Source organism: uncultured Agathobaculum sp. (assembly GCF_963927765.1).
In the GTDB taxonomy this organism is placed as follows: Bacteria; Bacillota; Clostridia; order Oscillospirales; family Butyricicoccaceae; genus Agathobaculum.
Window position 1 is genome coordinate 1 of record NZ_CAWVCU010000056.1, and the last position, 12502, is coordinate 12502.

10 protein-coding genes and 1 pseudogene are annotated in these 12502 nt (G+C 56.2%); 2 read left to right on the top strand and 9 right to left on the bottom strand.

Features of this window, described 5'->3' with window-relative positions; genetic code table 11:
• The 3 genes and pseudogenes from ABGT74_RS04735 to ABGT74_RS04745 form a co-directional block, all read right to left on the bottom strand.
• Positions 1-715: pseudogene (locus ABGT74_RS04735) on the bottom strand (hypothetical protein); the annotation flags it as partial.
• 727 nt (positions 716-1442) lie between these two features.
• Positions 1443-2261 carry a tyrosine-type recombinase/integrase gene (locus tag ABGT74_RS04740; protein ID WP_346704720.1) on the bottom strand — a complete coding sequence of 273 codons (819 nt, stop codon included), beginning with the start codon at positions 2259-2261 and terminating at the stop codon, positions 1443-1445.
• A gap of 224 nt (positions 2262-2485) precedes the next feature.
• Positions 2486-4324, bottom strand: a complete 1839-nt coding sequence (locus ABGT74_RS04745; RefSeq protein WP_346704679.1) for an NlpC/P60 family protein — start codon at positions 4322-4324, stop codon at positions 2486-2488.
• Positions 4325-4518: 194 nt separating this feature from the next.
• Between ABGT74_RS04745 and ABGT74_RS04750 the strand changes: the two genes are divergently transcribed.
• On the top strand, positions 4519-5298 hold the full coding sequence (locus ABGT74_RS04750) for a serine protease (protein ID WP_346704680.1): 780 nt from the start codon (positions 4519-4521) through the stop codon (positions 5296-5298).
• A 74-nt stretch (positions 5299-5372) separates the two neighbouring features.
• On the opposite strand, the gene ABGT74_RS04755 is transcribed toward ABGT74_RS04750, so the two are convergent.
• Both ABGT74_RS04755 and ABGT74_RS04760 read right to left on the bottom strand, forming a co-directional pair.
• Positions 5373-7709, bottom strand: a complete 2337-nt coding sequence (locus ABGT74_RS04755) for a VirB4-like conjugal transfer ATPase, CD1110 family (protein ID WP_346704681.1) — start codon at positions 7707-7709, stop codon at positions 5373-5375.
• Positions 7702-8046: a PrgI family protein gene (locus tag ABGT74_RS04760; RefSeq protein ID WP_346704682.1), complete on the bottom strand. Its 345-nt coding sequence runs from the start codon at positions 8044-8046 to the stop codon at positions 7702-7704. The genes ABGT74_RS04755 and ABGT74_RS04760 overlap by 8 nt, the downstream gene beginning before the upstream one ends.
• 126 nt (positions 8047-8172) lie before the next feature.
• Between ABGT74_RS04760 and ABGT74_RS04765 the strand changes: the two genes are divergently transcribed.
• Positions 8173-8556, top strand: coding sequence for a hypothetical protein (locus tag ABGT74_RS04765; RefSeq protein ID WP_346704683.1), 384 nt, complete (start codon positions 8173-8175; stop codon positions 8554-8556).
• Between the two features lie 58 nt (positions 8557-8614).
• Here the strand turns inward: ABGT74_RS04765 and ABGT74_RS04770 are convergent, their stop codons facing one another.
• Genes ABGT74_RS04770 through ABGT74_RS04785 form a run of 4 tightly spaced genes read right to left on the bottom strand, consistent with a single transcriptional unit; the run spans position 8615 to position 12467 of the window.
• On the bottom strand, positions 8615-9454 hold the full coding sequence (locus tag ABGT74_RS04770; RefSeq protein ID WP_346704721.1) for a hypothetical protein: 840 nt from the start codon (positions 9452-9454) through the stop codon (positions 8615-8617).
• 60 nt (positions 9455-9514) lie between these two features.
• Positions 9515-9793, bottom strand: a complete 279-nt coding sequence (locus ABGT74_RS04775) for a glutamyl-tRNA amidotransferase (protein WP_346704722.1) — start codon at positions 9791-9793, stop codon at positions 9515-9517.
• 34 nt (positions 9794-9827) lie between these two features.
• On the bottom strand, positions 9828-11621 hold the full coding sequence (locus tag ABGT74_RS04780; protein WP_346704684.1) for a VirD4-like conjugal transfer protein, CD1115 family: 1794 nt from the start codon (positions 11619-11621) through the stop codon (positions 9828-9830).
• 12 nt (positions 11622-11633) lie between these two features.
• Positions 11634-12467, bottom strand: a complete 834-nt coding sequence (locus tag ABGT74_RS04785) for a pentapeptide repeat-containing protein (RefSeq protein ID WP_346704723.1) — start codon at positions 12465-12467, stop codon at positions 11634-11636.
• Between the last annotated feature and the right edge of the window lie 35 nt (positions 12468-12502).

The following is a 12502-nucleotide window of genomic DNA, read 5'->3' on the forward strand; positions in this document are numbered from 1 at the left end:
GAAGATACAGCTTCCCGCATACCGGGCATTTTTTCTGGCGCTGGGAAGTATCATTTCCCGTCAGAGCTGCTTCCAGAGCCGGTTCAACCGGCAGCACATTTCGCTCCGCTGTATGGGACAGCGAAACGAGGGCCGGAATCGCGCCGCCAATTCCGGCTGCCATCCCTGCCTGGACCATACCATCCGACGTCTTTGCGGGACGAATCAATTGGGGGGATGGCATTCCAAGCAACTCCTGCTCCCAGTTATGGAGCATCGTCTGTAGCTTGGCCTCAGGGGGCAGGTCAGAGCAAGAGCTCCACTTTTCCCACTCCGCTTTATCGTTTTCCCGATGTTTCTCCATGATTGCCTGCTTGCCTTCTTCAGTTTCACTCTGTGCATAGAACACATCTCGCAACATATGTAAGTTTTGCTCAGTGCGATCGCTATTTGCCGGAATCAATCTGCATTTTTTCGCGATTTCTATCGCGGTTTTTGCTGTATTGCTCAGCCAATCGTTCATTTGTCCAACTAAAAGAATATCTGCCTGCACACAACCATCAAAAAATGCCTTTTCACGAAATGGCCTTTCCGCAGCCTCCCTCGCTTTTTCTCTCTCTTCCTGTTCCTTCCTTTTCTCGGCTGTAGCTCTGGAGTAGATTATCATTCCAATGGCCCAACATATGTATGCTCCAAATAGCACAGCCATAAAGATGAATCCTTCTTTCAATTCCAAATCTCCTTTTCCTATGGGTATATTTTCTTTCCTCTTCCAGCCCTGTTCTCAGTTGTTTCGCTCGGTCTCCCGGTTTGCAGTGCCTCGTATTTTGGCTTTTGCCGGTCTAAGACCCGGCCCAAATGCTCTATGCTACAATGAGAGAACCGTTTATATCCCTGTACCACCTCCCGAACATGTCTTTGATTTTCCTCCAAGGTCAAATCCCTGCTACCCATGATTCCATACATCACACGGCAAACCCGGTAGAACAGGGAGTAGTCCACAGACCGCTCACACCATTTCCAGTCCAGCCACTTCCACAGCGCCCAGAGCAGGTTAGTCGCAAGGGCTAACAGATACAGCAGGAATAGTCCCAGCAGAATACAGAAAACAGTGCCCATGCTTTCCAGCACATACAAATATCTGCTTATCCCATTCATATTCCCGCAGTCACCCCACTAAGCCACAGCCCATATTGACCACATACTTTTCGTTCTGTTGTTGCAGGAAAAGAAAAGGCTACAACTTACTTTTCGTTCTGTTGTAAGGCAATGCCCCCACAACCCATATCCAAAGAAATCTAAGCCCTGTATTGGCACGACAAAACAGGCGGAGAACAAAATGCCGTTTCTCCGCCTGTTTGCCCTGCGCAGAATTTCCTCGAAAGTTCGTGAAACGCTTGATTTTATAGGGAGAAGTTGGTATAGTTGAGGTGTAAAATAGTTAGGTTACAACAGAACGAAAACTATGTAATCACCAGCCCCATACGACCGATCTGCCGGGCGTGGACGGTCCCGCTCTCCATGGTATAGATACGGGTAGTATTGATGCTGGAGTGGCCCAGAATGTCAGCCAGCCGGGCCAAATCCTTTTCCAGCGCGTAATAAGCCCGGGCGAAAAGGTGCCTCAGATTGTGGGGGAATACCTTGGACGGCTCCACCTCGGCGCTCTTACAGAGGGCCTTCATAGCCCGCCAGATATTCGAGCGATCCAGCGGTCTGCCCGTCCGGGTCACAAACACCGCTCCTGCGGTGATTTTTTGTTTTTTGAGGTAGGTTTTCAGCAAGCGGCGCAGCCGGTCCGGGAGAAAGACGGTGCGGCGCTTGCCCTTGTTGCAGACCTCCGCCCGGCCTGAGCGGACGGCCTCGGCGGAAATAAACCGCAGCTCAGATACCCGGATGCCGGTGGCACAGATGGTCTGCAAAATCAGGGCAAGGCGCTCGTCGCCCGCCCGCTGGGCGGCGTCCACCAGCCGGGCATATTCGTCCTTGGACAACTCCCGCTGTTCCTCCCGGAATAAAGGCCGCTGGATCTTCAGCAAGCGCACCGTCAGGGCGTGCCAGCCCATAAAGCGCAGAAAGCCATTGACGGCAACCAGCATGGAGTTGACGGTGGCCGGGGCATGGTCAGCGGATAGCGCCTCCTTCCAGCCAATCATCAGGGCCTTGGTCAGCGCCTCGCCTTGTAGGTATTCCAGCAGGGCCGTCAGGTCGTGGGCGTACTTCTGTATGGTGGCGGCGCTGCGCTCCTGTTCCCGCAGGTGGTCGGCATAGCGGCGGATCAGGGCGGCGGATCAGGGCGGCGGTCAGGGTGTGGTTTTTCGTTCGCAAAGCGGTATCCTCCTTGTTGAGCAGATACCGCTATTGTACCGGATAGGCCGGGCCAGCTCCCGGCAGATGTAATCTGTCCCAACTTGGGACGCATTGGCCTGCCAAAATGAAAAAGCCCCGTATCCGTGGCGCTCTGCGGATACGGGGCTGTCATTTGTCCCAACTCGGGACGCAATTCCTATTCGGTGAAGTAGACCGGCCTGCCAATAGAGGTAAAACCATCCACGCCGGTAATCACCACATTGTTGGCGCCGCTGGCACAGTGGATAATGAGCAGGTTTCCATTTTCGTCCCTGCCGCCCACAATGCCAACATGGGAGTCCTCGGGATAGAATACCAGGTCGCCGGGGATCGCCTCGTCCCATGCAATCGCGGTGCAGTAACTGTGCTGTGCGGAGGCCCCGCCCCCGTGGCCTATGATGTACTCGCCGCCTGTGGCGTTGTAGAATACCCAGTCCACAAAGCCGCTGCAATCCATCCCGTAAGGGCGATAGGTGCCGGTACTGCTGCTGCCTGCCGCCGTCACCTGCATGGTAGTCCCCCAGCGGGAATCCCAGCCCAGCACAAGGCTCTTGCCGCCCCAGAAGTAATTGACTTTGCCAACCAGCGTCAGGGCGTGCTGGATGACGGCTTTCCGCTCCGGGGACAGGTCATCGGGCAGGTTCTCCAGCAGGGCCACGGCGTCCGCCTGCGTAATGGACAAGTCCCCCAGCAGGCCGCCCAGCAGCTCCATTTCTTCCAGCAAGGCGTCCAACGCCTCGTTCTGGTAGTCGGTAAATTGGTAGACTGACCGCATATCATCGGCAGTTTTGGCCTCGATGGTGATATGGAGGATGGTTTCGTCGCCGTCCTCGCCCTCCACGGTTTCTTCCTCGGTGGTGATAGCGGTCATATCCCAAAACACTTGCCGCAGGCGCTCCACCCGGTCAGGGTCAAGGGTGGCAACGTCCACGCCATCCTCTGCGGAGGCCGTCTTGCAGGCGAAAACTGCAAGGACTTCCCGCCAGTCCGGGGGCTGGCCGTGGATCTGGATATTGTCATAGTTGCCCGCCTGCAAGTCCGCCAGTTTCTCCGTGTATTCCACGTTGATCTGCGCGATGGCCGCATTGGGGGAAACAGCATCCGGCTCCTTCTGTTGGTCGGCAAAGAAGATGCCAAAGGGGGACGACACCACAGCGGCCACCAGCACGATCACACAAAGGGCCAGCAGGAGGACAGCGCCGCCCACCAGCCCCACAAGGGCGCTGACAAGGGCAGCCGCTGCATGGACAACTGCCTGCGCCGCCTTCTTTCCCAGATTGGCCGTGGCCTGTGCTGCCTTTTTGGCCCGCTGGACAGCGAGTTGCCGCGCCCGCACCTGTGCCGTCTGGCCCACGGCCTTTTTTGCAGCCGTCTTTGCGGCGGCTTTTGTGGCCTTTGCAGCCTTGGGCGCTGTGCCGGAGGCGGTTTTTTCTGCTGCGGCCTTGACGGTATTCCCACGCCTGACCGCTACTGCCTGCCGGGTCTTGATGGCCGGGGCATTGCCGCGGGGCCGCTCCTTGATCGCTGTCTGCGGTTTACCCCGGACAGCGGGCAGATTGTCCGTATTACGGAGAACATCCGCACGGCTGGGACGGCCCGAATTAACAGGGGCAGAGGATTTCCGGGGCTGTCCGATCCTGTTGCCCGAAGATGCAAAGGGCGGCGTCCCCTCCGGGTCGCCGCCCCTGCCCCTGATAACCTCTGCTTTCTTCTCTTTGATGGCCTCCTGTTTCATCCGCTCGCCCGGCTGGGGCGGCGCAGGCTCCGTCCCGTCCTGGGCCGGTTCGGCCTGTCCCATATTGGCGCGGCTGGCCTTGGCCTCCTGCCGCTGGTGAATGGTTCGGCGGGCCTTGTCAAGTCCCCGGCCAGCAGCAGAGCGGACGGTGGAGATGGATTCCCCAGTGTACTGCTCCACCTGTTCTTCGGCGGACACAGCGGCGCTTGGCTCCTGTTCCTGCCGCCCCTTGGCCTGCTCCCTCTGATAGCGGTCCTTCATCAGTTTCCCCATGCGCCCGGTGACAGCGCGCCGGATGGATTTGACGCGCTCCTTGAATGGCTTATTCTTAGTATTAATAATGCTGTGCTGCCTTTCTTTTTCCTTTCCTATATTAGTGGCCTCCTATTGGTTGTCAAAATGTGTTTCGTATGATATAATAAATGAAAATTTTGGCGTTTGAAGGGGGTTTTATAATGTCTATTCTTCCACGTCATTACATGAATGCAGTTGTGTCCATCGGTACAAGAAATGGAGATCAAGTAAAATGGTTCGGAACAGGGTTCTTCATTCATAAAAGAGTTTCAGAAACACAAGTTGCTCCATTTCTTGTAACTAATCGTCATGTTTTTAAGAATAGGCAAAATGTCATAATCCGATTGATTGAACATAACTCCCATAATTTGAAAACTGTTGATGTTCCTCTAATGAAGGATGGAAAACCTTTATATGTTGTTAGCGAAGATGAAGAAATTGACATAGCGGTATTGAGATTAAATGGGAAATATTTTGAAGATAACGGATTTGATTTTCTCTCATTTGATATTGAAGGCAATGCGATGTCATCGCAAGAACTTTTAAGTAACGGGGTTGATGAAGGAAGTATAGTATATATGCTTGGATTTCCTATGGGCCTCGTTAATATCAATTCAAACACCCCGATTTGCAGAATGGGATGTATTGCAAGGATGAGTGAAAGTCAAATCTCTGAAACAAAAAATATATTAGTTGATATCCAAAATTTCCCTGGAAACTCTGGAAGTCCGATTGTGACACGTGCTGAAGTTTTATCTATAGAAGGATCGAAGTCACTAAATCGTAGTGTCTTGTTGGGTATAGTTCATTCATATATTCCTTACCAAGAAACCTTAATAAATAGTCAGACTCAGCAAGTCGTTGAAATTCGTAGCGAAAACAGCGGCATTGCAAAGGCTCATCCAGTAGAATTTATCCGCGATTTGGTTGATAAACTATGAAGAAAAATTTTACTCCGCGCCTGTATTTACAGGCGCGGAGTTCCCTTTTAATCTGTCCCAACTTGGGACGCAATTCAGCTGTTGGCCCCGTCGCCGGGTGTAGTGGACATGAGGCGGTAGAGGGCGGTGTCCTTGGGGATGGTGTTGGTGAAGGGCACGATGGAACCGCCCATGCGGATGAGGCCACAGCCGGGGGCAGAGTTGGTGATATAGCCCATCTGCGTGTCGGAGATGTGCAGCAGCTTGGCAAGCTCCGCCCGGTCGGTGGCCGCTTGATTATAAAGCACCAAAAACTCGCTGTTGGCGAACATCAGGCGGGCGGTTTCAGACCGCAGACATTCCTCTACATTCTGTGTCGCGGCGGTCATGGGGGCAGCATACTTGCGAAAGCGTTTCCACGCCTTGTAGAGAAATTGGGCGGAGTAGAAGTATTTGAAGAACAGGTACACCTCGTCGATAAAGACCCATGTGTACTTGCCTTTCTTCCGGTTGGAGGCGACACGGTTCTGTATGGCCTCCAGCGTCACCACAAGCCCAGTGGGCCGCAGCTGCTCGCCCATCTCATACAGGTCAATGACGATGATCCGGTTATCCATATTGACATTCGTGGGGTGGGCGAACACGTTGAGAGTGCCTTCTACGATGATTTCTGAGGCCAGCGCGATCTCCTGCGCCGCCTCCTCCGGCTGGTTCAGTACGTCCTGCCGCCAGTCAGTCAGGAGGGGCGCGGGGCCATTGCCCCCGTTCTTCAGATAGGGCCGCAGGATGTTGGAGGTGCAGCGGTCAATGATGGACTTCTGCGCGCCGCCCAGCGTCCCGGCCCCCATCTGCTGCTCGATGATGCTCATAAGCACCTCGGACTTCATGGCGATGGGGTTCTCGCCGTCGCCGTAGCCGTCCCCCATATCCAGCGGGTTGATGTGGTGGCGGCTATTGGGGGAAATCTCGATCACCTCGCCGCCCAGCGCCTCGGCAATGGGGCCATACTCACGCTCGGCGTCGATGATGATAATATCGTCGTCTGTCCCCATGGCGATGTTGGCAATGGTGCCTTTCATCCCCATGGATTTTCCGGAGCCGGATACCCCCAGCATAAAGGCGTGGGGTGAAATGAGCCGCTTGCGGTCACAGATCAGGGGGTTCTTAGACACGGCGTTGATGCCGTAATACAGCCCGCCGGGGTCCTGAATCTCCTGCGCCCGGAAGGGCATGAAAACAGCGGTGCTCTCGGTGGTAAGGGTGCGCAGGGCCTTGATGCGCCGCAGGCCGTAGGGCAGCACCGTGTTCAAACCGTCCTCCTGCTGGTAGCGGAGGATGGAAAACTGGCACAGGTGGTTGCGGCCAATGGCCATGAGGGTTTCCGTGTCGGCGTCCAGCTGCTCCAGCGTGTCCGCGATATGGACGATGGTAACGACGGCGAACATCATGCGCTGGTCCCGGGTGGTGAGGTCGTCTAAAAATTCCTTGGATTCATTCCGCATTTGCTCCAGCTCATAGGGAACCACGGCGGAGAAGTTGTTGTTGGAGTTCTGCTTTTGCTGCCACCGGGTCACGTCGGTTTCCACGGCCAGAATACGGCTCTGGATCTCCTTCACCGCCTCGTCCGTGGGGATGGGGAGAATGTCGATGGAGAGCATGAGGCTGCGGGAGAAGTCAGACAGCTCGGCAATCATATCGTCCTTGAGGAACGATGCCAGGTCTTTGAGGAACAGCACCCGGCCAACCTTGCCGCCCATCTCAAAGTATCCGGCCTTAAAGGAAAAGCTGTCCGGGCAGATGAGGTCGCGGAAGTCCAGCCCACGGCGGATAGTTTCGCTCTTGTCAAAGGTGAAATACTGTTCCTCGCCGGGGCGGAAAAAGTCGTGGAGGATACGCAGACGGTCATAATTGGAGATAGCCCGCGCGCCGGAGTCCAGCCGTCCAAAGCTCTTGGCAAGGTCGCCCTCCACCCGGCGGAAGTAGGCGCGGGAGTCCTCAATTTTCCGCTGGGGGATGGACAGGGTGATAAACTTGTCCTGCACCAGATTGTTGCTCTGGGCCATCTTGTCCAGCAGGATTTGGTTGGACTCCCGGCGGTACTCGTCCAGCCTGTCGCCCTTTTCTTTCATCAGGACGGTGCGCTGGAAGTCCTCAAAATTCAGCCTGCGGTTGCAGATGGTGATTTTGGCGGCAGCATCCGTAGGCAGGGAGTTCAGCACGCCGCAGTAGGAGAGGAAGATGGCGCGGCGGTCATCGTCTGAGGCGGCCTCGTAGTTGATGTCCGCAAAGCGCCATGTCTTGCTGTGCTTGCGCCCCACCAGCCAGATCCCGTCCTTGTAGATGCGCTTGATGGGGATGGACTGCTGGACGCTGCGGGGGATAAAAAAGGCGTCCCGCTCCGCCTTGTTTGCCAGCAGGAGGGTCTTAATCAAAGTCCGCGCCCTCCTTTCTGCCGAGGGCCTTGTAGTAGATGTTTTCCGCCTTGAATACCCGGTCCCCGGCACAGAGCACCTCGGATTTGAGGAAGGCCCACGCGAATTGCTCCAGCGTCAGGCCTTTGTAGTTGAAAAAGCCCGCCACAGCCACCGGCGCGGCGGACAGGATGCAGGCCCAGCTGGCGGTTTCCTTGCCAATGGTTTCGCTCAGGCTCAGATAGACGGCCACAGCGATCCCCACGGCGAACAGGGCGCAGAGGAATTGCCGGGCGGAGAGGCCAAAGAAAATCGTTTCCTTGTGCTGGCGTACTTCCTTGGGGATTTTAATTTCCAATCGCATCTTCCTTTCAGGTTTGGATTTTGGGAAATTTGACAGTGTTTTCCTACTATGAGATAATATAAGTGTAAGAAAACACTGTAAGTTCCAATGATTTCTGAACATTTTAAGGAGGTTAATTGTATGCGTGACGCGCAAGTGATTTTGTGGTGCCTGTCCCAACTGTTCCTGTTTCTTGTGCTGGTAAAGCTGCTGGCAATGGCAAAGCTGCTCCCCCTGATGGTCTACCTGTGCGGGGCCGCTACACTTTTCCCGGCATGGAGAGCGGAACAGCCGTTTGCCTACTACGGCATCGCGGCCCTGCTCCTGCTGTATCCCATCGCCTACTGGGGCCTGCGGCTCCACCGGCACAGGCAGGAGGAGCGGGCGATGCTGGGGGACCTGCTGGCAAGGGCAAAGCCCCTGTACGGCCCCGGCGGGTATTACAGCCAGACGCCCGCGCCCCAGTGGGAGGCGGAGCTGGAACCGGGAACAGAGGAATATGAGGATTACTGGTATGACAGATAAAGGGAAACGGCGGGCCCAAAGCCCGCCGTCCTCTTTTTGCGTCCCAACTTGGGACAGATTACAGGCCAAACATCTCCCTTACAATTCGTTCCGCGCCTTTCACAAGGGCGGTGAGCACCAGCATATTGAATACCAGCTGCCCGATGTACTGCCACGCCATTGTCACCGCGGGTAAGGTCGCATCCACCGCCGGGGCGCTGGTGGAGAGGAAGGCCGAGTAAATGAGGCAGGCAAGGATAATGACCGCCCCCTCCATACACACGCCCACATAGGACTTGATAAATGCCTTACCCATACTGGAAGTCCCCTCCCCGGCAAAGGAGGCCATAGGCAGCGGGGACAGGGCGGTGTAGATATACAGACGAAAAAAGCGGCCATATACCGTCAGGATCAGCACAAAGGACAAAATGGTGACGAGGATGGAGCCGAGGAAGGACACCAGCCAGAGGGGGATAGACTGCAAAAAACCCACGCTCTCGATAGCGTCCACAATCTCGCTTGGCAGGGTCGCAGCCTGCGTCACCGCCCCGCCCATACCGCCCATGACGGTCTGCACGATGCCGCCGCAGATGGAGAAGATAGCGGTCATGATCTCCATGCCGTAGCCCACCGCCACCTTGGCGGCGGCAAAGCGGATAAAGTGCCGCAGGGCGTATTCGGGCCGCTGGATCTCCCGAAAAGAGGCGGCGGATTGGAACACGCCCATTGCGAAAAACAGCACCAGCAAGCCATACCCAATGCCCTGCACGGCGCTGTTAATGTCTACGATCACATCCCAAATGTCGCCGCCCTTGAAGTTCTGCGGGGTCTGCGTCAGTAGCGTCCACAGTTCCCCTAACTTTTCATTCCATGTGCTGAGGGCGTTTTCCAGATTGCCAACTACCCAGTTGTCACTGATCGCTCACACCTCCCGGTTTTGCGTCCCAACTTGGGACGCATTATTTTTACTCCCATGCGTTCACACCACGCCGATGGCGGTCAAAATTTCTTTCGCAAAGGCGATGAGCAGGCCGCCGAACAGGCAAAGAAAGCCCTGGCTGCGCTGGGATGCGTCATGGCTCTGGACGCTCATGCCAACCTGCACCACGCCCCAGCCGAGAATGATAATGCCAATGGCCTTGATGCAGGAGAAGATAAAGTCAGACAGGTTGTTGACGATCTGCAACGGGTCGTCCGCGGCCAGCGCCGGGATCGTAAAGACGCAGACGGCCAGCACCAGAGTCGCCCATGCCGCCATGAGGCGGCGGGCCTTGGCGCGATGATGGATCTTGTCAGGATGTTTGTTCATGTGATTCCTCCATTTCGTCAGATTCAGATGCGCCGATGATCTCCACATCGGCAAGAGAGGTAAAGGAAAAACTGAGGTCCTCCACCGCATACAGGCAGGTGGCGCTGTGGACATAGGGCGCAGCCCCGCCGTCCTCGGTTTCCTTGATGTTGGGGTGCTTTAGAATGTCGTACTTGTCGTCAATGATAGGGCGCTCGCCCCGGATCAGGACAATGGCTTTGTTATTATCCAGCATCCGCACCTCATCGGGGGTCAAGAGTTCCCGGCCCGTCTGCTGGAAGTTTTGGGAGTAGGAGCCGTTGCGTCCCCGGCTGCGGCTGGAGGTCGTGGTATCAATGGTTTCTTTCCCCAGCAGCTCGGAGATGTACTTGTGGGACTCCTTTTCATTGCCGCCCAGATACACAAGGCTGTCCGCATTGCCGATGATGCCCTCCCAGTCGTCCTTGAACAGCGCCTTCAACTGCGAGATGTTTTGCAGGATGATGGTTGCCATGAGGTTTCTCGACCTCATGGTTGCCTGTAAGCGGGCGTAGCCGTCCGGCAAAGAAACATTGGCAAATTCATCAAACATGAGCCGCACCGGGATGGGCAGGCTGCCCCCATGCACCTTGTCCGCCTGATAATAAAGTTCTTGAAACGCCTGTGTGTAGAGCATCCCCACAAGGAAGTTGAGGGAGTTGTCGTTGCTGTCCGGGATGACGCAGAAGATGGCCTGCTTGCGCTCTCCTAGCTTTTCCAGCTCCAGTGTGTCCCGCGCGGTGATGCTCTGGATTTCATGGAGGGTGAATACGGACAGCCGCACAGCAGCGCTCACCAAGATAGAGCGGGCAGTTTTGCCCGCGGCTTGCTTGAAGATGTGGTACTCCCGCACCGCGATGTGGTCCGGCTGTTCTTCCTCCAGCGCCTCAAACAGCAGGTCTAAGGCGGATTTGTAATCATCATCGTCCTCTTTGGCCCCGCCATACTCAATCATGGTTAAAATCATCTCCATAGTCTGTTCCTCCGGCGGGGCCTCATGGAGCAGATAGAGCATGAGGGCGCTGTCCAGGGCGGTTTCGGATTTCTCCCAAAACGGGTCAGAGTTGGCGGCGTTCTTGGGGGTAGTGTTCTTAATGAGGTTGTCAATAAGGCGGAACACGTCGGCGTCCTTGCGGATATAGCGGAACGGGTTGTAGCAGTCGGAATGGCTGGGGTCTACCAGATCGAACACCCGCAGGACGTAGCCCCGTTTCAGCAGCAGCGGCCCCACCGCCCGGACGATTTCGCCCTTGGGGTCGGTCACGATGTAGGAGGCGTTGGCCAGCATGACGTTGGGCTTGACCAGAAAGCGGGTCTTGCCCGCGCCGCTGCCGCCGATAATGATTTGCAGCAGGTTCCGTCGATGCTGTTTCCCGTTCAGGCCCATTTGCAGGTGTTGGGTCAAGATCACGTTCCGGTCCGGGTGCTTGCGGTCCCGGTATTTCCGGTCAATCGCCCGCACATCGCCCCATGCGGCGGAGCCGTGTTCCTCACCGGGACGGCGGTTCTGCTGGGTGGAGTAGTACAAAGTGATTGCAAAAACATACAGCACCAGCCCGCCCAGCAGAAATTTGGGGGTGTGGGGCATCCAGTGGATGGCAAAGGGGCGCTGGACTACTGCGGAAAAGCGGCTCATCCAGTCAAAGACGGTCATGCCGTCCTCATAGGCATAAGCCGCCACAGCGGCCAGCCACAGGACGGGGATAGTCAGCAGCGCCCACATAGGCAGGGCGCTCTTGAAGTCTTTCTTCTGGTGCAACCATCCGCCCCCTCACCGCTCCGGCGCAGGCGGCCGCCGGTCTGGCCCTTGGGGGTAGTCCTCCGGCCGCAGGGCCTTGTAGATGGCCTCCCGGTTGTGGCGGCACTCCTCCTCGGTGGCCCCGCCCTGGGTAATGGTGGCGGTATGCAGGCCCCGTATCCGGTTGGCCCGCACGCGGTCAAAGGAACAGCCGTCCAGCGTGGATTCTGCAAATGTTACCCCAGTCATCAAAGCGTCTAAGGTGTTGCAGCGCCTCAACCGTGACCGGATAAAGCCTCCCCGGTGCTGCACACAGTCATAGAAATGGGTATCTGACAACGTACTGTCGCTGAAAATCGCCCCAGACAGGCAGCAGGAATGAAATTCGCTGCTGTACAGGCTGGCCTCCTGAAAGTGCGTGCCTACCATCCGGCACACGGCAAAGGTGCAGTTCTGAAAGATGGAGTGGGTGCAGCCCGTGTAGTCCGGCATACAGTAGATGGTCACATGGTCAAAATAGGCGCTTTCAAAAAATCCGGGCGGAAAACCGCCCTTTGCGGCCCAGTCAAAGAGCCGCTGGTTGACGACCTTCAGCGGCGGATGGCCGTCCCGCTCAAACAGTTTGTAGGGATACTGCCTGCCGCTGGTCTTGGTATAGGGCTTGCCAATCAAATGTTTCTGCGCCTGAAAGTCCAGAATATCCTTCTTCACGCCCTCGATCTCTCCGGCGTAGTAATCGCCGCCCTTTTCCGCCAGCTCTGCCAGCAAATCATCTGTGGTGCGGGTGGAGGCTCCCTGCAAAATATCGTTGACTGCCCGGACTGTTCTCGCCCGGTCACTGGGCGGGTAGTTTTCCGGGTCGGACATTTCCAAATAGTAGGCGATGCTTTTGGCGATCTCCC